The following is a 23,708-nucleotide window of genomic DNA, read 5'->3' as shown; positions in this document are numbered from 1 at the left end:
GGAATCTCCAACGCTAGCTCGCCAAAGTCGCCTTTGAGCGTCTTGCCGCTATGGCCGTTGCGGGCATTTCCTTCTGCATTGGTCACCGCTGCGCTTTTGTCATGACCCAGATGTTCGGTCATTTCAGCTTCCAGGGCACGTTCGACCAGCATCTTGGTGAGCTGCTTGAGCAGACCATTTTCGCCGATCAGATCTTCAGGCTTTCGGTAATTGGCCAACAGACTGTCGGTCAGCTTCACCAGCTCAGGATCGGGTTTGACTCGTTTAGTGCGCTTGGGCTCGGTCATTGAGACTCCTTGGGAAAGGCAGTGTGCACCTAATGACCGTTTACACAAACTTCAGAACACCCTCGTAAGGGCGGAACCGCCAGCCGCCGTTACCGCAGAAACGGATATGTCCCCAGAACCCCCAGCACCCCAGCACCCAGAACGGGACTGCTACGCACCCCAGCGGGAGCAAGCTCCCTCGCCACGGGATTTGTGCAAGCCCTTAACCCCCACTCATATTCATGAACCGCACAATCTGCACCTCCCCACCAGGATTGAAATCATGGCGCAAAGGCTTCCCACGCAACGCTTGGCGCACCGCCTGAACAACCGGCTGGTCATCCAACGGATAACGCCGCAGCAAACCACGCAAATCAAGAGAATCCTCCTGCCCCAGGCACAACAACAAGCGTCCCTCGACGGTCATGCGCACGCGGTTGCAACTGGCGCAGAAGTTATGGGTATTGGGCGAAATGAAACCGATCCGGGTATCCGGATGACGCTCCAGGCGCACATAGCGCGCCGGCCCGCCGCTGCTCTCGGCGCTGTCGAGCATGCGATGATGGCGAGCGATCTCGACCCGGACCTCATCGCTGGAACAGAACGACTCGCCCCGGGAACGCCCGACCTCCCCCAACGGCATCTCCTCGATAAAACTGATGTCGATGCGTTGATCGATGGCGTACTGCACCAGCGCCGGGACCTCATCGAAGTTGCGTCCTTTCATCACCACGCAGTTCAACTTGACCCGCTCGAACCCAGCGACCTGCGCCGCTTCAATCCCGGCCAGCACCTGGTCCAGGTTGCCGTTGCGGGTAATCGCCCGAAAACGTTCGCCGTCCAGGCTATCGAGGCTGATGTTCATGCGCTTGACGCCAGCATCGACCAGCGGCTGGGCCAATCGCCCCAACTGCGAGCCGTTGCTGGTCATCACCAGTTCCCGCAAGCCGGGCAATGCCGCGATCTCGCGACACAGCCTGACGATGCCCGGACGGATCAGCGGCTCGCCACCGGTCAGGCGGATTTTCTTCACCCCCAGGCCGACGAACAGCCGCGCCAGACGCTGCAACTCCTCCAAGGTCAACACTTGCTGACGCGGCAGGAACGTCATGTTTTTCGCCATGCAATACACACAACGAAAATCACAACGATCGGTCACCGACATCCGCAAATAATCGATCTGGCGCCCAAATCCGTCCTGCAACACCGCATTCATGAAGACCTCCTGATTGAGCCCGTGCTCACTGCACCAGCGGCGAGTCGGCACCCTGAAGGTGAATACCGCGAATGTCCGCCGCACCGATCAGGGTTTGCAGGTACTGCACCAGCGCTTTTTGCCACACGCCCTGCTGCAACTGGGTACGAATCGCCGTCGCCACCGCCTCGTACGGCAATGGCTGGCCATCGATGCGCTGGTCGATGCTGATCACGTGCCAGCCATAGCGACTTTCCAGCGGTTTACCGGCCAGGCCCGCTGGCAAGGTGAACAACTGGCGCTCCAGCTCAGGCACAGTCTGGCCCTTGCTGATCTGCCCCAGCGAGCCGCCCTGCTCCTTGGATGGACACGCCGAATGCTTGAGCGCCAACTCGGCAAAACTGCCCGGGAACTGATCCAGCCGCTCCAGCAGCAGCTCGGCCTGGACATGGGCCAGGCTGCGCGCCTCGGCATCGTCCGGCGCGCATTCGAGCAGGATGTGCCGCACCGCCAGCAACGGTGCGCTGTGAAACCGCGCTCGATTGCTTTCGTAATAACGCAGGCAGGTGGCCTCGTCGCACTGCGGCACCTGCACCTCACGTTCGAGCAATAGCCGCGTGGCCGCTTCCTCTTCGTTTTCGCCGGCGCCGACCTGCAACGCCAGGCCCAGTACGGCGATGCGTTGCTGCAGCAATTCGCGAATCACCAGAGCCCGAGCGGCCTGGTAGACCGCATCCTCGCGACTGTCAGCCGGGTGATACTGCAGCTCCTGGGCCATCGCCTGGGGGGTGATCGACACCCCGTTGACGCTGATGATCGGCCACTCTTGCTCGCTGCTGGCAATCAACTGTGGCGCTTCATCCTCCGCCACCGGCCCGGCCTGGGCCGGCTCGAACTGCACCGCCCCTGCCGGTTCGGCATCGGCCACCGGCGCGATCACCGGTGCCGCTTTTGCCGAAGAACCACAGCCGCCGCTGCCGCCACCACTACCGCCACATCCGCATCCACTCGCCATGATCTTCTCCTCAAAACTTCTGCCGAACGATTTGATAACGACGTCCCAGGTACCAGACCGGCGCACTGACGATATGGACCAGACGGGTGAACGGGAACAACACGAATAGGGTCAGGCCCAGCACCACGTGGAGCTTGTAGACCAGGCCTACTGGCGCTATCGAGGTAGCGGCTTCAACCGGACGCAACAGCACGGTGTTCTGGGCCCAGTCGGCCAGCATCACCATCACCGAGCCGTCCATATGCGCGGTAGACGCCACGATGGTCATCAGCCCCAGCACCAGTTGCACCAGCAGCACCACCAGCACGAGGATGTCCGACGTATTGGAGGTGGCGCGAACCCGGGGGTCGGTCAGGCGACGATTGAGCAGCATCACCAGGCCGATCAGGCCCAGTACGCCGAAGAAACCGCCGGAGACCATCGCCAGCAACTGCTTGTTCTCGGTGCTCAACACATGGTGATAGATCGCCGAGGGTGTCAGCAGGCCGACGAAATGGCCGGCCAGCACGAACAGCACGCCGATGTGAAACAGGTTGCTGGCCATACGCATGCCGCGCTTGTTCAGCATCTGGCTGGAACCGGCCTTCCAGGTGTACTGGGACAGGTCAAAGCGTGCCCAACTGCCAAGCAGGCAAATCGCCAAGGCGACGTAGGGGTAGACCCCGAACAACAACAGATCCCATTTAGACATTGCCCACCTCCCCGGCTGGCGCTGCGGCCAGCCCTTCATGCTGAAAATCCACCCAGTGCAGCGGCACCGCACTTTCGTCTCGCGCCTTGCCCGGCGCGCTGGGCATCGAGCTGCAACGGTCCTGCTGTTCGGCCTTCATGAAATCCACCTGCTCTTCTTCCCAGATCTTGTCCAGGGCTTCTAGGGAGTCGTCCCGAGGCTCGGCCTTCACTTGCTCACGCAACTCGGCCACCGCCACCTGGGGTTCGGCCCCGGCGATTTGCAACAACGCCCGGAAGCAACTGGCGTAGACGCTTTCACGCTCGTCCAGGCGCGCCGCGAGCAAGGCCAGCAGATGCGCCACATCCGCCAGGCCCTCGCGGGCCTCGAGGTCTTGGCGGGTGGAAAGAAACTCCAGGTACAGCGGGATGTAGTCAGGTAGTTCCTTGACGCCGATGGCGAAACCGGCCTCTTCGTACTGGGCCATCATGTCGACCATGGCCTGGCCACGGTCGCGGGATTCGCCATGGACATGTTCGAACAGCAGCAGCGACAGCGAACGACCGCGGCCGAACAGCGCACCGTAGTGCTCCTGGCCATCCATCAGGTCCTTGCCGCAGATCACCTCCAGCAATTCAAACAGCCCGGCGCGCTGGTTGGGGCTGATTTCCCGTGCCTGGAGAATCGCTTGTTCCAGCTCATCCCGACCGGCCACCAGGGTCTCGGTCGGGTAGTCGAGCAGCAACGAAATCACCTTGAGAATGCGCATGCTCATTCCTCCCACAACTGCACGGTTTTGATCACGTCACGGCGGTTGGCCTTCTTGCCACCGAACATGTTGGTGTCGGAGCTGCCACTGCAACCGCTGCCAAAGCTGAAGCCGCAACCGGAGCGCTCGGCGAACACGTCGCTCATGGCGTCTTCGCGGTGGGCGCTTGGTACGACGAAGCGGTCTTCGTAGTTGGCGATGGCCAGGTAGCGGTACATCTCTTCCACCTGGTTCACGCTCAAGCCGACGTCGGCCAGCACTTGCAGGTCTTGCACGCCGTCGACCTGCTCGGAACGTTTGTAGGCACGCATCGCCAGCAAGCGTTTGAGCGCAAGCTTGACCGGTTTTTCATCGCCGGCGGTGAGCATGTTCGCCAGGTAGCGCAGCGGGATACGCAGGCTGTCGACGTCCGGGATCACCCCGTTCATGCCCACGGTGCCAGCCGTGGCAGCGTTCTGGATCGGCGACAGTGGCGGCACGTACCAGACCATTGGCAAGGTGCGGTATTCCGGGTGCAGCGGCAGTGCGAGTTTCCAGTCCACGGCCATTTTGTAGACCGGCGAGCGTTGCGCCGAATCGATCACCGACTGCGGCACGCCATCGGCCAGGGCTTGGCGAATCACTGCTGGGTCGTTGGGGTCGAGGAAAATCTCCAGTTGCTTCTCGTACAGGTCCTTCTCATCGGCCGTGCTCGCCACTTCGCTGATACGGTCGGCGTCATACAGCAGCACGCCGAGATAACGGATACGGCCGACGCAGGTTTCAGCGCAGACCGTCGGCAACCCGGCTTCGATGCGCGGGTAGCAGAAGATGCATTTTTCCGACTTGCCGCTTTTCCAGTTGAAATAGATTTTCTTGTACGGGCAACCGCTGATGCACATGCGCCAGCCGCGGCACTTCTCCTGGTCGATCAGGACGATTCCGTCCTCTTCACGCTTGTAGATCGCGCCGCTCGGGCACGATGCGGCGCACGCCGGGTTCAGGCAGTGCTCGCACAGGCGCGGCAGGTACATCATGAAAGTGTTTTCGTACTCGCCGTAGATGTCCGCCTGGATCTTGTCGAAGTTCTTGTCCTTGCGCCGCTTGGCGAATTCGGTACCGAGGATTTCCTCCCAGTTCGGGCCCCACTCGATCTTCTGCATGCGCTTGCCGGACACCACCGAGCGTGGTCGCGCGGTGGGCTGGTGCTCGCCCAGCGGTGCGGTGTGCAGGTGCTGGTAGTCGAAGTCGAACGGTTCGTAGTAATCGTCCAGGCTCGGCAGGTCCGGGTTGGCGAAGATGTTAGCCAGCACGCGGAACTTGCCGCCGATGCGCGGGTTGATCGAGCCGTCGGCGTTGCGGATCCAGCCGCCTTTCCATTTGTCCTGGTTTTCCCACTCCTTGGGGTAGCCGATGCCAGGCTTGGATTCGACGTTGTTGAACCAGGCGTATTCCATGCCTTCGCGGCTGGTCCAGACGTTCTTGCAGGTGATCGAGCAGGTGTGGCAGCCGATGCATTTGTCCAGGTTCAGGACCATGCCGATTTGTGAGCGAATCTTCATCTCAGTTCTCCTCGATATCAGTCGGCAGTGGACGCGGCAGATCATTGCCACTGGAACCGTCGAGCCAATCGACCTTGGACATCTTGCGCACCACGACGAACTCGTCGCGGTTGCATCCGACCGTGCCGTAATAGTTGAAGCCGTAGGCCTGTTGCGCGTAACCGCCAATCATGTGGGTGGGCTTGAGCACCACGCGGGTCACCGAGTTGTGGTGGCCGCCACGGGTCTTGGTGGTTTCCGAACCCGGCACGTTCACGATCCGTTCCTGGGCGTGATACATCATCACCATGCCTTCCTTGACCCGTTGGCTGACCACCGCACGGGCGGTCAGCGCGCCGTTGACGTTGAAGCATTCGATCCAGTCGTTGTCCTCGATACCGGCGCGCTTGGCGTCGATTTCCGAGAGCCAGACAATCGGTCCGCCACGGCTCAGGGTCAGCATCAGCAGGTTGTCGCTGTAGGTGCTGTGGATGCCCCACTTCTGGTGCGGGGTGATCCAGTTCAAGACGATCTCGGTCTCGCCATTGCTGCGCTTGCCCTTCACGCCGGCGATGGTGCGGGTGTTGACCGGTGGCCGATAGCTCATCAGCTGCTCGCCGAACGCCTGCATCCACGGGTGATCCTGGTAGAACTGCTGGCGACCGGTGATGGTGCGCCATGGGATCGACTCATGGACGTTGGTGTAGCCGGCGTTGTAGCTCACGTGATCGTCTTCCAGGCCAGACCAGGTCGGGCTGGAAATGATCTTGCGTGGCTGGGCCTGGATGTCGCGGAAACGAATGGCCTCGTGCTCCTTGGAGACGGCCAGGTGGCTGTGGTCGATGCCGGTGAACTCCGACAGCGCTGCCCAGGCTTTCACCGCGACATGGCCGTTGGTTTCCGGGGCCAGGGACAGGATCACTTCGGCGGCGTCGATGGCGCTGTCGATCTTTGGTCGCCCTTGGCTGATGCCGGCCTCGACTTCCTTGTGGTTCAGTTCGCCGAGGAATTTCACTTCAGTCTCGGTGTTCCAGTTGATGCCCTTACCGCCGTTGCCGAGTTTTTCCAGCATCGGGCCCAGGGAGGTGAACTGCTTGTAGATGTTCGGATAGTCGCGCTCCACCACCTGCAGGTTCGGTGCGTTCTTGCCCGGGACCGGCACCACACCAGCGCTTTTCCAGTCAGTACCGCCGAATGGCTGGGCCAGTTCGCCGATGCTGTCGTGCATCAGCGGTACGGTGACCAGGTCTTTCTCGACACCCAGGTGGCCGACCGACATGGCGGAAAACGCCTTGGCGATGCCCTTGTAGATTTCCCAGTCCGAACGCGATTCCCAGGCCGGATCGATGGCGGCCGACAGTGGGTGGATGAACGGGTGCATGTCCGAGGTGTTCATGTCGTCTTTTTCGTACCAGGTGGCGGTCGGCAAGACGATGTCGGAATACACGCAGGTCGAGGACATGCGGAAGTCCAGGGTGGTCACCAGGTCGAGCTTGCCAATGGCGCCCTCGTCGACCCATTCGGCTTCGGTGGGCTTGCACTCGGTGCTATGACCGATGTCTTCGTTCATCACGCCGTTCTTGGTGCCCAGCAGGTACTTGAGCATGTACTCGTGGCCCTTGCCCGAGGAGCCCAGCAGGTTGGAACGCCAGATGAACATGTTGCGCGGGAAGTTCACCGGGCTGTCAGGCTGTTCGCAGGCAAAGCGCAGGGAACCGTCCTGCAGCGACTTGACCACATAGTCCTTGGGCTCCAGGCCCGCGGCGGCGGCATCGCGGCAGATGTGCAGCGGGTTGGTGTTGAGTTGCGGCGCGCTGGGCAACCAGCCGGCCCGTTCGGCGCGGATGTTGTAGTCCAGGGCGTGCTCGGGGAACTGCGACTTGTCGGCCAGGGGCGAGAGCACGTCGTGCATGCTCATCTTCTCGTGACGCCATTGCGAGCTGTGGCCATAGAAGAAGCTGGTGCCGTTCATCTGCCGTGGCGGGCGGCTCCAGTCCAGGCCGAAGGCCAGGGGCAGCCAGCCGCATTGCGGACGGAGTTTTTCCTGGCCCACATAGTGGGCCCAGCCGCCGCCGGTCTGGCCGACGCAACCGCAGAGCATGAGCATGTTGATCAGCCCGCGGTAGTTCATGTCCATGTGGTACCAGTGGTTCATCGCCGCACCAACGATGATCATCGAGCGTCCACGGGTCTTGTCGGCGTTGTCGGCGAACTCGCGGGCGATCTGGATCGCCTTCTCGCGGCTCACACCGGTGATCTGCTCCTGCCAGGCCGGGGTGCCGGGCACCGAGGCGTCGTCGTAGTCCTTGGCGACGTTGGCGCCACCCAGGCCACGGTCGATCGCCAGGTTGGCCGCCGACAGGTCGAATACAGTGGCGACTTTCGCCACGCTGCCATCGGCCAGCACCACGCTGTGCACCGGCACCCGACGGAACTGCACCGCATCACCGGCCACGTGCTGGAAGTACTCCTGGGCTTCGCCGGCAAAATACGGGAAGGCCACCTCGGCGACGTCGCCGCCGATCAGGCTCAGCTTGAGGTCGATCTCACGTCCCTCGCCGCCTTCACGGGGCAGGATGTTCCACTTGCCCTTCTCGCCCCAGCGATAGCCGATGGAGCCTTGGGGCGAAACCAGTTCGCCGGCGGCATCCATGGCGATGGTTTTCCATTCCGGGTTGTTGTCCTGGCCGAGGTTGTCGGTCAGGTCGCTGGCCCGCAGGAAACGGTCCGGCTGGTAACCGGCACCCGGCGCAGCGCCAAGCATCGGCTTGAGCATCACCAGTACCGGCAGGTCGGTGTAGCGCTTGGCGTAGTCGGTGAAATAGGCGCTCGGCTTGTCCAGGTGGAATTCTTTGAAGATCACATGGTTGAAGGCCTGGGCCAGCGCGGCGTCGGTGCCCTGCTTGGGGTTGAGCCACAGGTCGGTGAGCTTGGCGACTTCCGAATAGTCCGGGGTGATCGCCACGGTCTTGGTGCCCTTGTAGCGCACCTCGGTGAAGAAGTGGGCGTCAGGGGTACGGGTCTGCGGGACGTTGGAGCCCCAGGCAATGATGTAGTTGGAGTTGTACCAGTCGGCCGATTCCGGCACGTCGGTCTGCTCGCCCCAGACCATCGGCGAGGCGGGCGGCAAGTCGCAATACCAGTCGTAGAAGCTCAGGCACACGCCACCGATCAGCGACAGGTAGCGCGAGCCGGCGGCATAGCTGACCATCGACATGGCCGGGATCGGCGAGAAGCCCACCACCCGGTCCGGGCCGTGTTCCTTGACGGTGTAGACGTTGGCGGCGGCAATGATCTCGTTGACTTCTTCCCAGTTGGAACGGATGAAGCCACCCATGCCGCGCTTGCTTTTATAGGAGTCAGCCTTGGCCTTGTCCTCGACGATGCTGGCCCAGGCTTCCACCGGTGGCAGGGTCTGCCGGGCTTCGCGCCACAGCTTGAGCAATGGCTTGCGAATCTTCGGGTACTTGAGCCGGTTGGCGCTGTAGATGTACCAGCTGTAGCTGGCACCACGCGGGCAGCCGCGGGGTTCGTGGTTGGGCAGGTCGTTGCGGGTACGCGGGTAGTCGGTCTGCTGGGTTTCCCAGGTGATCAGGCCGTTCTTGACGTAGATTTTCCACGAGCACGAACCGGTGCAGTTCACCCCATGGGTGGACCGCACGATCTTGTCGTACTGCCAGCGCGAACGATAGACGTTCTCCCAGTCGCGGGACTCCTTGCGGGTCTCGCCGTGCCCATCGGAAAACTCGCCTTGCTTACGGTTGAAAAACCGCAGTTGATCCAATAAATGACTCACAGTGTGTTCCTCTCAGGCTTGCTCCGCGGGGTCTGCGCCCCGCCCACGCAATAGTTGAATTCGTCTTAGCAGGGTGTCGCTGCGCCCTTGCGGGCGTACCACCACCAGGTCACCACGATGCAGCTCAGGTAAAAGCCGACGAACATGTAGAAGGCCATCTCCGGGCCGCCGGTCAGGGCCATCGAAGTACCGAATGATTTGGGAATGAAGAACGCACCGAAGGCGCCCATGGCCGAGCTGAAGCCCAGCACCGCGGCCGACTCCTTGCCGGCGTTCTTGAGCGCTTGCTCGCGCACCTCGGGCTTTTTGCCCAAGGCGGCTTTTTCATGCAGGGTGCGGAAGATCACCGGGATCATCCGGAAGGTCGAACCGTTGCCCACACCCGTGGTGATGAACAGCAACATGAACATGCCCAGGAAGCCGTAGAAGTTGCCGCCCTGGCCGCCTTGGGGCAAAAAGTGCATGACCCCGAACACCATCAGAATCATCAGCACGAAGTTCCACAAGGTGACCTTGGCCCCGCCGAGCTTGTCCGCCAGCCAGCCGCCCAACGGCCGCACCAGCGCGCCCACCAGCGGGCCGAGGAAAGCGAATTTCAGGGCGATGACTTCCGGGAACGAAGTCTTGATCAGCAGGGGAAACGCGGCGGAAAAGCCAATGAACGAGCCGAAGGTCGCCAGGTACAGCCAGCACATCAGCCAGTTGTGCTTGCGCTTGAAGATCACCGCCTGCTCGCTGAACGAAGCACGGGCGCTGGACAGGTCGTTCATGCCGAACCAGGCAATCAGGGTCACGGCGAGGATGAACGGCACCCAGATGAAACCGGCGTTCTGCAACCACAGCGAGCTGCCATCGGCCAACATCTGGGGCTGGCCGCCCATGAAGCCAAACACCCCGAAGGAGATCACCAGCGGTACGCTGAACTGCATCACCGACACGCCCAGGTTACCCAGCCCGGCGTTCAGGCCCAGGGCCGTGCCTTGCTGGGACTTGGGGTAGAAGAAGCTGATGTTGGACATGCTCGAGGCGAAGTTGCCGCCGCCAAAACCGCAAAGCAACGCGATCAACACGAACACGCTGTAGGGCGTGGCCGGGTTCTGCACAGCGAAGCCCATCCACAACGCCGGGATCAGCAGCGATGCGGTGCTCAGGGCGGTCCAGCGCCGGCCACCGAAGATCGGCACCATGAACGAGTAGAAGATGCGCAAGGTCGCACCGGACAGCCCCGGCAATGCCGCCAGCCAGAACAGCTGGTCGGTGCTGAAACTGAAGCCGATGGCATTCAGGCGCACGATCACCGTGCTCCAGACCATCCACACAGCGAAGGCCAACAGCAGCGCCGGGATGGAAATCCACAGGTTGCGCCGGGCGGTCAGCTTGCCGCTACTGCCCCAGAAAGCAGGGTCTTCCGGACGCCAGTCATGAATGACCGGGCCCTTTTCAGGCGTTTGCAGAACGGACATGTTCTTCTCCTTGGGCAATGCTGGAAAACGGGGATTGAATGGCCGGCGGCTGTTTACCCAGCAGCGGGCGCTTGCGCATTTCGCTGAAGTACATCCAGGCCAGGGAGACCCATACCACGCCGTACATCAACATGAAGCAGGACGAGCGCACGCCGGTGAGGTCCACCAGGGCGCCGAACATGATCGGCAGCACGAACCCGCCCAGGCCGCCGGCCAAGCCGACGATGCCGGACACTGCCCCCATGTTTTTCGGGTAGTCGTTGGCGATGTACTTGAAGACCGAGGCCTTGCCGAACGCGAAGGCGATGCCCATCACGAACAGCAGCACGGTGAACAGCGTGGCGTTGAGGCCGATATGGAAGTCGACGATGCCGTTGACGGTTTGCACTTGCAGTTGAGTCTGGGGGTAGGACAGCAGGAACAGGCAGATCCAGCTGACCCACAACACCCACCAGGTCACGCTCTGGGCGCCCCAGCGGTCGGACATCCAGCCACCGACGGCCCGCAGCACGCCACCAGGCAGGGAGAAACAGGCCGCCAGCAGCGCCGCGCTTTGCAGGCTGAAGCCGTATTCCTGCACGTAGTACTTGGTCATCCACAACGCCAGGGCCACATAGCCGCCGAAGACGATCGAGTAGTACTGGCAGTAGCGCCACACGGCCGGCTCTTTCAGGGTTTTCAATTGCTCGCGCAATGTGGCGCCGCCGGTGCCGCTGTGCTCCTTTTTCTCGCTGGTGAGAAACCAGAACAGCAGCGCGGTGATGAACAGGATGGCGCTGAACACCTTGGGCACCAGGTGCCAGGAGCCGAACGCGATCAGGGCCGGGGCGAGAAACTTGGTCACCGCCGCACCCGCGTTGCCGGCACCGAACACGCCCATGGCGAAACCCTGGTTCTGCTTGTCGAACCACTTGGCGACATAGGCGATGCCCACCGAGAACGAACCGCCAGCCAGGCCGACGAACAGGCCCAGCACCAGGAACTGCCAGAAGGCCGTGGCGAGGGTGATCAAGTACAGCGGCAAGACGCAGGACAGCATCAGCAGGAAGAACACGATCCGCCCGCCAAAGCGGTCGGTCAAAAGCCCCAGGGGCAAACGCACCAGCGAGCCGGTCAGCACCGGCGTGGCCGCCAGCAGGCCGAACTGGGTCTCGTTGAGGGCCAGCAGCTCCTTGATCGGAACGCCGAGCACGGCAAACATCATCCAGACCATGAAGCACACGGTGAAGGCCAGGGTACTCATCCCTAGTACCAGCCCTTGTTGCACTTGCGCTCGCATCACGATGCACTCCGTCAGTTCGATGAGCGCAGCCTAGTGATACGAACCCCGCAAAAACTTGACTTGGGTCAACGTGCGCCGGGGCGGTCCAGGCCTATGCTTGCCCCGTCTACCTCCAAGGAGGTAGACCCGGATATTGATACAACCCTTTATTTATCAATAACTTGAACAAGTCTGCCGAAGCTTTTATGGAAATGGAGCGGCCGACAACTCTTTAGAGGTAGTGCGCCCAGGATTGGCTGCTACACCCCCAGGTCCAGGGCGCCCCTATGCTCGCTTCACAGTTTTGCCCCGCAGGCCCGCGTCGATGATGCGCTGGCTGCGCAGCTCCCTGCCCGCTCGCGCCGGGCTGGCGGTGATCCTCATCGCCATCCTGGCCCTGGCCAGTTCCTTGAGCGCCGGATTGATCGCCTGGTTCAGCCAGGGCGACGCTGCCGCTATCAATACCGCTGGCTCCGTGCGCATGGAGACCTACCACCTGAGCTGGAAACTGGCGGCGGGGGCCAACGACGAGGTCCCCGCGATCATCGCCAGCCTGCAACAACGCCTCCACAGCCCTGCCCTGCGCGCCGTGCTGGAAGATGGGCCGGAAACCTCCCTGCACAAGAGCTATCGCGACCTTGTGCAGCGCTGGAACCAGACTTTGCGCCCGGCCATCGAGCGTGGTGACTCGGCCTTTTTCCAGGCCAGCGCCAATACCTTCGTCGATCAACTGGACCAGTTCGTTACCCTGCTGCAACGTCAGAGCGAGCACAAGCAAGGCTGGCAGCAGGTGATCCAGGGCGCGGCGCTGTTCAGCACCATGATCATCCTGCTGATCGGCCTGTATGAATTGCAGTACGGCGTGGTCACACCCTTGCAGGAGTTGGTGGACGCCACCCAGCGCTTTCGTCGTGGCGAATTCCAGGTGCGGGTCAATCACCAGTCCGAAGATGAACTGGGCCAGTTGGCGACCAGTTTCAACACCATGGCCGAGACCATCGAGCAATCGCACCGCACCCTGGAAAACCAGGTCCAGCAAAAGACCCTGAACCTGCAACAGGCCAACGCCGCCCTGGAACTGCTGTACCAAAGCAGTCGCAGCCTGGCGACGCGACAGGCCAATGCCGAAGGGCTGGATGAACTGATCCGGCGCTTCCAACAACGCCTGCCGGGCCTGCGCCTGACGCTGTGCCTGCAAGGGCAATTGCAGGCACCGGCCAGGCACTTGCTGGCGTTGCATGGCGCCGACAGCCGCCAGGTCTGCGCCAGCAGCGATTGCGCCAGTTGTCATAAACACAACGCTGCACGCCCGCAAGCCTTCAGCATCAGCAACCAGGGCAACGAACTGGGTGAGCTCAAGGCCCATTTTGTCGACGGCCACGCCGCGCAGCCCTGGGAAACCGCATTGATCCAGGCCCTGGCCAACCTGATTGGTACGTCGCTATCGCTCAAGCGCCAGCGCGAACAGGACCACCGTCTGCTGCTGCTCGATGAACGCACGATCATTGCCCGCGAACTCCACGACTCCCTGGCCCAGGCCTTGTCGTACATGAAGCTGCAAGTCAGCCGCATGCAGACCCTGATGCGTCGGGGCGAACCGGTGCAGACCCTGGAGACCGTCGCCGGTGAACTGCGCGAAGGGCTCAACAATGCTTATCGCCAGTTGCGCGAGTTGCTGACCACCTTCCGCTTGCAGATCCACGATGACGGCCTGGTCGAGGAACTCAAGGACACTGCCGAGGAATTCTCCAACCGCGGGGACTTCAAGGTGCACCTGTTCGTCGACACCCTGGCCTTCGAGCTGTCGGCCAGCGAGCAGATCCACATCCTGCAGATCACCCGCGAAGCGCTGTCCAACTGCCTGCGCCATGCCCATGCCGAAAACGCCTGGCTCGAACTGCGCCAGGAAGGCGAGACCGTGCGGCTGTCGATTGAAGACGATGGCCGAGGCTTCAGCGGCGAGGTGGACCAGCGCGAACACCATGGCCTGAACATCATGAACGAACGGGCCCGCAGCCTGCGCGGCCAGCTCCAGATTCACTCCCGTACTCCCCAGGGCACCCGCGTCCAGGTGCATTTCCAACCGGAATTCCTGGGCCAACACACCGAAGGCCTCGCAACATGAACGCCCCCCTGCGCCACACCCTGCTACTGGTCGACGATCATCCGATGATGCGTCGCGGCATCCGCCAGATGCTGGAGCTCGAAGACGATTTACAGATCGTTGGCGAAGCCAGCCACGGCGAAGAAGCCCTGACCTTGATCGAACCGCTCAAGCCCGACCTGGTGCTGTTGGACAACAACATGCCGCAGATGAACGGCATCGAGACCCTGCGCCGGCTGCGCGCCATGCACTACACCGGCAAGGTGCTGCTGTTCACCGTGTCCGATGCCGAGGACGACATCCGCGACGCCCTGCGCCTGGACGCCAACGGCTACCTGCTCAAGGACATGGAGCCGGAGCTGCTGATCCAGTACATCCGCGATGCCCTCAACGGCGCCCTGGTGATCAGCCCCGGCCTGACTCGCGTCATGGCCCAGGCGCTGCGCTCGCCACCGCGCCAGGCCGATGTGGAACTGACCGAGCGCGAACGCCAGGTGCTCAAGACCATCGCCGGCGGCTACAGCAACAAGGTCATCGGACACAAGCTGGGCATCACCGAAGGCACGGTCAAGGTGCATGTGAAGAACCTGCTGCACAAGCTCGGCTTGCGTTCACGGGTCGAAGCGGCGGTGTGGGCGATGGAGCATTTGCGCGGGGCGGGTTAGGCCAGGCGAATAGATCCCATGAGCAACACATAACCTGTGGCGAGGGAGCTTGCTCCCGCTGGGGCGCGCAGCGGCCCTGTTTTTTGAGGCTGCTACGCAGCCCAGCGGGAGCAAGCTCCCTCGCCACAAGGATAGTCATCAGGCCTCCCTCCCTCTTCCGAGGTAGGCCTGCCGAGGCATAGGCCGGCGGCGATTTGGGCTCTACCATGACGGCACGCGGAGGTACGCCATGCTGACCCACCCTTCCATCGTTTTACTGTTGCGTCGTCATCACCTGTTCAGCCAACTGCCGGAGCGGGTCTTTGAAGATGTCTGCAGCCTGGCCGTCCTCAGGCGCCTGGACAGCAACAGCACGCTCATGCACCAGGGCGACCCGGCCAAGCGGTTTTTCCTGCTGGTCAGTGGCCAGATCAAGCTGTTCCGGGTCACCGGCGAAGGCCAGGAGAACCTGGTGGAGATCATCCAGCCCGGGCAGACCTTCGCCGAGGCCCTGCTCTTCAGCGAGGCCCGGTGCTACCCGGTCAGCGCGTCGGCAATCAAGGACAGCGTACTGGTGAGCATCGAGGGCACCCACTACCGCAAGGCCCTGGAGGACCAGCCCAAAGTCTGCCTGGCGATCCTGGCGAGCATGAGCATCCACCTGCACCAGCGCCTCAAGGACATCGACAACCTGACCCTGGCCAGCGCCAGCCGGCGGGTGATCAATTTCCTGTTGCAGGAGCGCGATCCACGCAACGGTCAGTTGGTGCTGCAGGTGTCCAAACGCCTGGTGGCCTCCAAGCTGGGGATTCAGCCAGAGACCTTCTCGCGCATTTTGCATCGCTTGGTGGACGGTGGCCTGATCGCCATGGAACGGCGCAACATTCGCATCCTGGCCGAGGAAGCGCTGGAGGCTTACCAGCAATAGCTGCGAATCCTATACAGCGGGCACCCCGTCCCGCTGTGGCGAGGGGATTTATCCCCGCTGGGGCGCGCAGCGCCCCCCTCAACTGCCGGATACACCGCAGGCTCAGGCTTTGGGGCTGCTTCAGCCCAGCGGGGATAAATCCCCTCACCACAGGGTGGTATGAGCCCTTTACTCGCCGCTCGGCCCATCGATCTCATCAACCCCTATCATCGGTATCAACCGCTCGAACAACGCATCACCCTCCTCTTGCGAGCAATCGACCCCGAAACGCTTGCGCCAGCCCAACTGACTCAGGATCACATGCACATCCGCTTCCAGGTCGTGTTGCTGCAAGCACGCCTGGACGCATTGCAACGGGCAACCGTCCAAGGCAATGATCCGCCGCCCCGAGCATGCCTTGTTCACCAAAGCCGCCACATGCCCGCCGACACCGACGATACAGGACATCTCAGCCAACCCTGCGCGGTCCAGGCGCAGGGCGACCGTGTTGGCCAGTTGCGCCACGTTGGAGCAACCGGAACAGGAATACACCAGGGGCAATAGGCTTGGGGCTTTCATCACACTGCGGCCAACCCCTTGCCCGCCCGTTCCAGATTGCGCCACAGCCACGGCGGCAACACGTCCGGATCGAGGCTGTCGATCAGGTTTTTCAGCGCCAGCCCCAGCTCCGTGTCCCCCTCGATCACCAGCCGTCGCCGGAAGAACAACGTATCGGGATCTTCCTGACGGCTGGCCAGCAACAGGAACTCGCGCCAGTTGCCGCTGATGGTGACCTGGGCCTCGGCCCGCTCGGCGATGCGCAATCCATCCCGCGCCAGGGTCAGGTACCAACACAACTTCAGGTCCGGCACCCGCAGGCACAACCAGCGCCCCTGCAATACATCGAAACCACCATCGCGCAGCGGTTCGGCCAGGCAACGATTGAGCGCCTGTTGCAACGCCAGGCGCTGCACCACGAACGGCACCTTGCCCACCAGCGGCAGCAAGCGGTCAGCGCCCTTGAGCACCCACTTCTTCGGACTCAGCACAGGCCCGCCTCCTCTACCTTCAACATGCCGGCATGGCCGTGCCAGTAGCCGTTGCAGCCCTCGACAAACAGCGGCGGCGCCTCGCCCTGGCGAACCTTGTCGAAGGCTGTGACCACCTCGGCCATGCCCTGGGCTCGCGGACCCAGGCGCAGGATGTCGGCCCCGCAAGCCACCAGGGCGTTGTAATCAGCGAGCAGGTTGCTCACCTCGCCGGACATCGTCTGGATGCCATTGAGCGTGAACAACGGTTGGCCCTCCTGACTGCTCAGCGCCAGGCCGTCGGGGTAGTTGATGCAGCAGAACTGGCAGTCGTCCTTGGGCCGGTTTTCGGCCCGGGCGGTGAAGCAACGCGCCGAGTACGCCAGGGGCAGATGGCCGTAGGCAAAGATCTCGACTTCAGGCCCCTCACGCTCCATGTCTCGCACTTGCTCCAGCACATCGCCGATCAGCGCCGCCGAACACTCCACCGGTGGCACCCAGCGGATCATGCCGCTGTCGAGCAATTGCCCCAGGGCGTGACCGTTGTACAGATTCAACGCCGGCCCGCCGACAAAGGGCAACTTGCGCTCGGCCAGCAACTGCACCGCACCCATGTCATTGGCTTCCACCAGTAATTGGCCGTTGTCACACAGACGGCGCAACGAAGACAGCTCCGAAGCCGCCTCGATCAACGTCAGGCTCGACAATACGATCTGCGCCTGGCTGCACGTCTGTAGCTCGCGCGCCAGGCCCAGCCATTGATCCAGAGAAAAGGCCCGGCGCTTGGAGCACACGGTTTCCCCCAGGTAAATCACGTCCAGCGGCAATGCCGACATCTCGGCATAGAAATTCCCCAGTTGCGCTTTGTCCCAGTAAAACAGGACCGGTCCCAGGCTGAGTTTCATCTGGCCTCCCCTCATTGCCATGATCGATGGTAGGCACCCAGGGTGGTCTGGCTGCCTTCGGACAAGCCAGCCAACACCTGGCGCCATTCTTCCTGCACCCGGAACCGTTGCGGCGCGACCTGGTGGGCATCCAATGCGGCGCGCCAGACCCGGGTCACTTGTTCCACATAGGCCGGGCTGCGTTGGCGGCCTTCGATCTTCACCGCTTCGACGCCGATGGCCGCCAGCTCCGGCAGCAGGTCAAGGGTGTCGAGACTGGTGGGTTCTTCCAGCGCATGGAAACGCTTGCCGCCTACCAGGAAGCGGCCTTTGCACAGGGTCGGATAACCGGCCGGTTCTTCGGGGGTGTAGCGGTCGATCAGCACCTCGCTCAAGCGTGCGCTGAGGCCTTGGGCATCCTCGCTCCAGCGCACCGCCTTGGCGGGCGAGCAGACACCGCACAGGTTCGGCGATTCGCCGGTGATGTAGGAAGACAAGTGGCAACGGCCTTCAGCCATGATGCACAGGCTGCCGAAACCGAACACTTCGATCGGCACCGGGCTGGCAGCCGCCACCTGTCGCACCTGGGCCAGGGACAGTACCCGCGGCAACACCGCACGGCGGATGTCATAGCGCTGGGCGTAAAAAGCCAGGGCCGCGGCGTGGGTCGCCGAGCCTTGTACCGACAAGTGCAGCGCCAGTTTCGGGTGGCGCTGGCTGGCGTAGCCGAGCACGCCGGGGTCGGCGGCAATCAGGGCATCCACGCCAAAATCGGCGGCACGGTCCACTGCCCGTTGCCAGCGCTCCCAGCCCTTGGGCTGCGGGTAAGTGTTGACCGCCACGTACAGCTTGCGTTGGTGCTGACGGATGTGTGCGACAGCGGCGTCGAACTGCTTGTCGTCCATGTTCAGCCCGGCGAAATGCCGGGCATTGGTGTCATCGCGAAAGCCGACATAGACGGCATCGGCGCCTTGGCGCACCGCCGCTTTGAGGGCAGGCAGATTCCCTGCCGGGCAAACCAGTTGCATGGGGCATCCTCATGAGAAAAACTCAAGCGCCGCCAGTCTAGCCAGCCCTCGGCCGGCGACCTTGACGGCAATCAATTGCCGTCAATGCATCAGCTCGGCGAATGGCAGGTACAGCACTTTGTCGTGCTTGTGCACTTGCGCCTCACACTCCACCACCGCCAGCCCATCGGCCCAGCAAGCGGCCGTCAGCATCGCCGAACTTTGCTGAGGGTGCAGTTCCACACACAGGTGGCCGTTGGCATCCGGGACCAACCTGGCCCGCAGGTACTGCCGGCGTCGATTGCGCTTGAGCCAATCGAACCCGGCCGGCAGTTGCAACGGTACAGGCAGCACGTCGCGCATGCCTTGGGCGCGGAACAGGAAGGGACGCACGACGATCAATGCGGTAATCAACGCCGCTGAAGGATTGCCCGGTAGCCCAATCCATGGCTTGCCTTCCACATCCCCAAAGGCCAGGGGCTTGCCCGGCTGGATGGCGAGGCGCCAGAGGTCGATGCTGCCCAAGGCTTCGATGGCTTGCTTGAGGTGGTCTTCTTCACCCACCGAGACACCGCCCGATGTGATCAGCACATCGCATTCGGCGGCGGCCAGGCGCAACGCTTGTCGACTGGCCAACAGCTGGTCGGGCATGACCCCGAAGTCATGCACCTCGACACCCCAGCCGCGCAGCAGTGCGGCGAGGCTATGACGATTGCTGTTGTAGATCTGTCCTGGCGCCAGTGGCTCGCCCGGCTCGCGCAGCTCATCGCCGCTGCTGAGCAAGCCCACTTGCAAGGGGCGATAGACGTCCACCTGGCCGACGCCGGCACCGGCGAGCAAACCCAACTCCTGGGCACGCAAGCGCGTGCCGGCTTCGAGCAGTCGGTCTCCTCGACGCAGTTCCTCGCCTTCCTTGCGAACATGGTCACCGCCGTTGACCGACGGCAACCAGACCCGCTCGCCATCGACGCGACAGCTTTCCTGCGGCACCACCGTGTCGGCCCCCGGTGGCAGCGGCGCGCCAGTAAAAATCCGCACGACGTGCCCGGCCTGCAACGGCTCGCCCGGCTCGTCACCCGCGGCGATCCGCCCGCCCAACAGCAGGTAGCCGCCGTCACCCGGCAGGTCAGCGGCCCGTAGGGCATAGCCGTCCATCGCACTGTTATCCCAGGCTGGCAGGTTCATCGGGCACAGAATGTCGGCGACCAGCACACGCGCCAGGGCCTGGTCCAGGCCAACCCGTTGCACGGGCGGTGGCGGCGGGGCCTGGTCGAGCAGATGACGAATCGCCTCATCCACCGGCATCAGCACGCCGCTGTCGCACACCTTGCCGCTCACGAGCGTGTCTCGCAGGCGGTTGGAGCAATGCCGGCCTGCGGCTTGAGGTGAGGGGTGAAATTGCACGGGCCAGTGCGGCTGTCCAGTTGCCCGACCAGGATCTTTTCCCAACCGGTCCGGCAAGCCCCCGGCGAACCGGGCAAACAACACACCAGCACGCCATTGCTCATGCCCGCCAAGGCGCGCGATTGCAGCGTGGACATGCCTATTTCCGCCAGGGACACCTGGCGGAACAACTCACCAAAACCGTCGACGTGCTTGTCCAGCAACGGCGCCACCGCTTGGGGGGTGTTATCGCGCGGAGTGAACCCGGTGCCGCCGGTCATCAGCACCACTTGCACCTTGGGGTCGGCGATCCACTGGGAAACCTGGGCGCGGATCTGGTAGATATCGTCCTTCACCAGCCCGCGGTCGATGAGCACGTGTCCGGCTGTTTGCAGCAGGTCCGCCAGGGTTTGGCCCGAGGTGTCGGTGTCGAAGGTTCGCGTATCGCTGATGGTAAGGACCGCGATGTTCAGTGGTTGAAAAAGGCGTTGCGTCAGATGGGCCATGATCAGCCGTCCTGTCAGAAAAGATGGCCCAGCCTGAACCCCAATCGTTGCCGGGCCTATTCCTCCTTGGAGGTACCTCCCTCGGCGCTCAAGGCGCCAGGCGGCTGCGCTGCCAGGCGCCATCCTGCAGGCGGTAGTCGAGGCGATCGTGCAAACGGTCGGCACGGCCCTGCCAGAACTCCAGTCGCTCGGGCCGCAGGCAATAGCCGCCCCAATGCGCGGGACGTGGCACCGGTTGATCGGCGAAACGTTGCTCGGTTTGCGCCAGCAAGGTCTCGAGCGCGGCCCTGTCCTCCAGTGGTCGGCTTTGTGGCGACGCCCAGGCACCCAGGCGACTGGCGACGGAACGGGATTCGAAATAGGCATCCGACAACGCCGGATCAAGCTTGCAGACCTGTCCTTCAATCCGCACTTGCCGCTCCAGCCCCGGCCAGAAAAACGTCATGGCCGCCCACGGGTTGGCCGCCAGGTTCTGTCCCTTTGCGCTGTCGTAGTTGCCGAAAAACGAAAAGCCCTGGGCGTCGAAGCCCTTGAGCAACAACACCCGACAGTGAGGCCGGCCCTGCTCATCCACCGTCGCCAAAGCCATGGCGTTGGCTTCCACCGGCGGGCTTTCGGTGTCTCGGGCTTGCTGCATCCAGAGCCTGAACAAAGCCATGGGGTCGTCGGGTGCCTGGACTTCATCCAGGCCATCGAGGGTGTACTGGCGGCGCATTTTGGCCAGGGAAAGGGGCATGACGGTGATCTCCACGATGGGTTTGGGCCAGTGTGGATTCTGCGTCGGTGGCGGGCCTTGATCGTTGTCAATGGTGGTTCTTGTGGTGAGTTGAAGGGTGCTATCGCGAGCAAGCTCGCTCGCGATGAAGGCAACGCGGTCTAACCGATCAACGGCTACTTGAGCCCCAACCGCCGCGCCAGCTTATGCAAGTTACTCGGATCAACCTCCAACAACCGCGCCGCCCCCGCCCAGTTCTGCCCGCAACGCTCCAGAGCCGTGAGGATCGCCTGTCGCTGACAAGCATCAACCGCCTCACCCAAGGGCTGGAACGGCACATCGAGCGCTTCCAGGGGCCTCTCCGGCAACGCCTGGGCCGTGACGGCGCTGGCATTGACATCCAGATCCAGCACCTGCGGCTCCAAGGTCATGATCAAGCTGCGACTGGCGCCCCGGCTCAGTTGCTTCAACGCCGCGCGACTGATCACATGTTCCAGCTCCCGCACGTTGCCCGGCCAGGAGTACGCCAGCAGCGCCTGTTCAGCCGCCGGTGACAGGCGCAAGCCACGCAAGCCCAGGCGTGTGCGGTTCAGTTCGAGGAAGTGCCCGGCCAGCATCAACACATCGTGACCACGCTCGCGCAACGGAGGGATCGGCACCGGGTAGACCGAGAGTCGGTGGTACAAGTCGGCGCGAAACAGGCCATCGCGAATGCTGTCGGGCAGGTGCCGGTTGGTGGCGGCGATGATCCGCACATCGACGTGCAGCGGCTTGTCCGCCCCCAGGCGCTGGATCTCGCCGTTCTGCAGGGTGCGCAGCAACTTGGCCTGCACGCTCAACGGCAACTCGCCGACCTCGTCGAGAAACAGCGTACCGCCGTTGGCCGCGTCGAAACGCCCGGCGCGGTCAGTCGTCGCGCCGGAGAACGCGCCTTTGACGTGGCCGAACAATTCACTTTCCGCCAGGGACTCCGGCAACGCCGCGCAATTGACCTGGACCAATGGCTTGTGGCCACGCCGGGACAAGCGATGCAGACGCCGGGCGAACAATTCCTTGCCCACGCCGGTTTCGCCCAGCAACAGCACCGGCAGTTCGGAGTCGGCCAGTACATCCAACTCGTTGAGCAACTGTTGCAGCCCCTCGCTACGGCCGAGGATTTCGCCCTCCTCGGCCGGCAGGCGCAGGTCCGCCGAGTCGCTGCGCGAGGCCCGCAGGCTGCGGTTTTCCTGCTCGAGCCGGGTGACCCGCACCGCGGCTTCGATCTGCAAGGTGCAGCGCTTGAGTTCCTCCCGGGCGCGGCTGTCGAAGGTGCCGGCGTGTAACGCATCGAGGGTGATCGCGCCCCAGAGCCGGCCTTCCACATACAGGCTTACGCCCATGCAGTCGTGCACCGGCAGCGGCTCGCCGACATGGTTGTCGAGCAAGCCGTCATAAGGGTCCGGCAAGCGACTGTCGGGCTCGAACCAAGTGGGTTCGCGCGAAGCCATGATCGCCGCCAGGCGTGGGTGTTGGGCAATCGCGAACCGTCGGCCCAGCGCCTCGTGGACCAAGCCCACGGTCGCCACGGGCCTGAGGCTGTCGTCGTCCAGGCGCAACAACCCCACGGCGCCACTGTTGAAGTATTCGCGCAGGGTCTGCACCAGGCGCTGCAATCGCACCGCATTGGGCAGCTCGACGATCAGGTCGGCGGCCAGGCTTTCACGCAGCATGGTAGTGATGACCCTCCAGGGTTCGTTTGACCCTCAACAGTCAGGGTGACAATCACCCTGCCAAAAATTTAATGCTTTATTTTCAATCAGTTGAAACTGGCACGTCGACTGCAAAGTCCGTTCATCCGTCCCTGCCGGGATTCAACCCCAAGGAAACATGATGAGCCTCGATTTGCTGGAACAAAGCCTCGGTCAACTGGCCTGCGATATTCCCGGTGCAACCCGTACCTTCCATCATTACAACCTCGACTTCTGCTGCGGCGGGCAAAAGTCCTTGCGTGAAGCGGCGCTGGGCAAAGGCCTGAACCCGCTGCTGATCGCCGACGCCCTGCGCACCTTGCAAGCCGCCGGAGAGCTGGGCCATGACTGGCGCGACGAACCCCAGGCGACCTTGATTGCCCACATCCTGGAGCGCTACCACGCACGCCATCGCGAACAGCTGCCGGAACTGATCCGCCTGGCCCGGCGCGTCGAGCAGGTCCACGGTGCGCGACCCAGTTGCCCGAACGGCCTGGCCGATCACTTGCAGGACATGTATCAGGAACTCGAAGGCCACATGCTCAAGGAAGAACAGGTGCTGTTCCCGATGTTGCAACAAGGCCTGGGCGAACGGGCCTCGGCGCCGATCCAGGTGCTGCGCTACGAACACGACCAGCACGGTGAAGCCCTTGAAACCATGCTTGCCCTGACCGACCAGATCACCCCGCCCGCCGACGCCTGCAACACCTGGCGCGCCCTGTATCGCGGGTTGGTGGAGTTTCGTGATGACCTGATGCAGCACATCCACCTGGAAAACAATGTGTTGTTCGTCAATGCGATGAAGCCTGCCCGTTAACTCTCACAAACATTGCCCATTATGCCTGTGG

At 62.8% G+C, this 23,708-nt stretch carries 21 protein-coding genes; 4 read left to right on the top strand and 17 right to left on the bottom strand.

The window, feature by feature from the left end; all coding sequences use genetic code 11:
- From BT116_RS24945 to BT116_RS24905, 9 genes are all read right to left on the bottom strand, one after another.
- Positions 1-287: transposase (locus BT116_RS24945; RefSeq protein WP_170846001.1), on the bottom strand; the 287-nt coding region annotated here is incomplete at its 3' end.
- A 202-nt stretch (positions 288-489) separates the two neighbouring features.
- Positions 490-1,482 (bottom strand): GTP 3',8-cyclase MoaA, encoded by a 993-nt coding sequence (gene moaA / locus BT116_RS24940; RefSeq protein WP_072347944.1) that lies wholly within the window; start codon positions 1,480-1,482, stop codon positions 490-492.
- Positions 1,483-1,507: 25 nt separating this feature from the next.
- Positions 1,508-2,476 carry a peptidylprolyl isomerase gene (locus BT116_RS24935; RefSeq protein WP_072347942.1) on the bottom strand — a complete coding sequence of 323 codons (969 nt, stop codon included), beginning with the start codon at positions 2,474-2,476 and terminating at the stop codon, positions 1,508-1,510.
- A gap of 10 nt (positions 2,477-2,486) precedes the next feature.
- On the bottom strand, positions 2,487-3,167 hold the full coding sequence (gene narI, locus BT116_RS24930; protein WP_072347940.1) for a respiratory nitrate reductase subunit gamma: 681 nt from the start codon (positions 3,165-3,167) through the stop codon (positions 2,487-2,489).
- The gene (gene narJ / locus BT116_RS24925) at positions 3,160-3,915 is read right to left on the bottom strand and encodes a nitrate reductase molybdenum cofactor assembly chaperone (protein WP_072347938.1); all 756 of its coding nucleotides are present in this window, start codon (positions 3,913-3,915) and stop codon (positions 3,160-3,162) included. Before narJ ends, narI begins: the two co-directional genes overlap by 8 nt.
- Before the next feature lie 2 nt (positions 3,916-3,917).
- Positions 3,918-5,456, bottom strand: a complete 1,539-nt coding sequence (gene narH / locus BT116_RS24920) for a nitrate reductase subunit beta (protein ID WP_072347936.1) — start codon at positions 5,454-5,456, stop codon at positions 3,918-3,920.
- Between the two features lies 1 nt (position 5,457).
- On the bottom strand, positions 5,458-9,231 hold the full coding sequence (locus tag BT116_RS24915) for a nitrate reductase subunit alpha (RefSeq protein WP_072347934.1): 3,774 nt from the start codon (positions 9,229-9,231) through the stop codon (positions 5,458-5,460).
- Between the two features lie 65 nt (positions 9,232-9,296).
- A complete protein-coding gene (locus tag BT116_RS24910; protein WP_072347932.1) occupies positions 9,297-10,694 on the bottom strand; it encodes a NarK family nitrate/nitrite MFS transporter in 1,398 nt (465 codons plus the stop codon).
- Positions 10,672-11,973: an MFS transporter gene (locus tag BT116_RS24905; RefSeq protein WP_371856182.1), complete on the bottom strand. Its 1,302-nt coding sequence runs from the start codon at positions 11,971-11,973 to the stop codon at positions 10,672-10,674. Before BT116_RS24905 ends, BT116_RS24910 begins: the two co-directional genes overlap by 23 nt.
- A 307-nt stretch (positions 11,974-12,280) precedes the next feature.
- Here BT116_RS24905 and BT116_RS24900 point away from each other — a divergent pair, with 307 nt between their 5' ends.
- From BT116_RS24900 to BT116_RS24890, 3 genes are all read left to right on the top strand, one after another.
- Positions 12,281-14,080, top strand: a complete 1,800-nt coding sequence (locus BT116_RS24900; protein WP_072347928.1) for a HAMP domain-containing protein — start codon at positions 12,281-12,283, stop codon at positions 14,078-14,080.
- Positions 14,077-14,724, top strand: a complete 648-nt coding sequence (gene narL / locus BT116_RS24895) for a two-component system response regulator NarL (RefSeq protein ID WP_003202460.1) — start codon at positions 14,077-14,079, stop codon at positions 14,722-14,724. The genes BT116_RS24900 and narL overlap by 4 nt, the downstream gene beginning before the upstream one ends.
- Before the next feature lie 229 nt (positions 14,725-14,953).
- Entirely contained in the window at positions 14,954-15,631 is a 678-nt protein-coding gene (locus tag BT116_RS24890; RefSeq protein ID WP_063320852.1) for a Crp/Fnr family transcriptional regulator, read from the top strand.
- A 168-nt stretch (positions 15,632-15,799) separates the two neighbouring features.
- On the opposite strand, the gene BT116_RS24885 is transcribed toward BT116_RS24890, so the two are convergent.
- The 8 genes from BT116_RS24885 to norR form a co-directional block, all read right to left on the bottom strand.
- Complete coding sequence (locus tag BT116_RS24885) at positions 15,800-16,189, bottom strand: putative zinc-binding protein (protein WP_072347926.1); 390 nt, start codon at positions 16,187-16,189, stop codon at positions 15,800-15,802.
- Positions 16,189-16,659: a ubiquinone anaerobic biosynthesis accessory factor UbiT gene (locus BT116_RS24880; RefSeq protein WP_072347924.1), complete on the bottom strand. Its 471-nt coding sequence runs from the start codon at positions 16,657-16,659 to the stop codon at positions 16,189-16,191. The genes BT116_RS24885 and BT116_RS24880 overlap by 1 nt, the downstream gene beginning before the upstream one ends.
- Entirely contained in the window at positions 16,653-17,543 is an 891-nt protein-coding gene (locus BT116_RS24875; RefSeq protein WP_072347922.1) for a U32 family peptidase, read from the bottom strand. The genes BT116_RS24880 and BT116_RS24875 overlap by 7 nt, the downstream gene beginning before the upstream one ends.
- Before the next feature lie 11 nt (positions 17,544-17,554).
- The gene (locus tag BT116_RS24870) at positions 17,555-18,550 is read right to left on the bottom strand and encodes a ubiquinone anaerobic biosynthesis protein UbiU (protein WP_063320850.1); all 996 of its coding nucleotides are present in this window, start codon (positions 18,548-18,550) and stop codon (positions 17,555-17,557) included.
- A gap of 81 nt (positions 18,551-18,631) precedes the next feature.
- A complete protein-coding gene (gene glp / locus BT116_RS24865) occupies positions 18,632-19,867 on the bottom strand; it encodes a molybdopterin molybdotransferase MoeA (protein WP_072347920.1) in 1,236 nt (411 codons plus the stop codon).
- Positions 19,864-20,418, bottom strand: a complete 555-nt coding sequence (gene moaB, locus BT116_RS24860; protein ID WP_072347918.1) for a molybdenum cofactor biosynthesis protein B — start codon at positions 20,416-20,418, stop codon at positions 19,864-19,866. The genes glp and moaB overlap by 4 nt, the downstream gene beginning before the upstream one ends.
- Positions 20,419-20,506: 88 nt before the next feature.
- Complete coding sequence (gene pdxH, locus BT116_RS24855; protein WP_072347916.1) at positions 20,507-21,154, bottom strand: pyridoxamine 5'-phosphate oxidase; 648 nt, start codon at positions 21,152-21,154, stop codon at positions 20,507-20,509.
- Positions 21,155-21,309: 155 nt separating this feature from the next.
- Positions 21,310-22,842 carry a nitric oxide reductase transcriptional regulator NorR gene (gene norR, locus BT116_RS24850; RefSeq protein WP_072347914.1) on the bottom strand — a complete coding sequence of 511 codons (1,533 nt, stop codon included), beginning with the start codon at positions 22,840-22,842 and terminating at the stop codon, positions 21,310-21,312.
- A gap of 160 nt (positions 22,843-23,002) precedes the next feature.
- Between norR and ytfE the strand changes: the two genes are divergently transcribed.
- Positions 23,003-23,677, top strand: a complete 675-nt coding sequence (gene ytfE / locus BT116_RS24845; protein WP_072347912.1) for an iron-sulfur cluster repair protein YtfE — start codon at positions 23,003-23,005, stop codon at positions 23,675-23,677.
- Positions 23,678-23,708 lie beyond the last annotated feature (31 nt).

The sequence above is a fragment of the Pseudomonas sp. NFACC16-2 genome, from assembly GCF_900119205.1.
In the GTDB taxonomy this organism is placed as follows: Bacteria; Pseudomonadota; Gammaproteobacteria; order Pseudomonadales; family Pseudomonadaceae; genus Aquipseudomonas; species Aquipseudomonas fluorescens_Q.
Note: the sequence above shows the minus strand (reverse complement) of the source record. Positions and strands in the feature narration are given on the sequence as shown.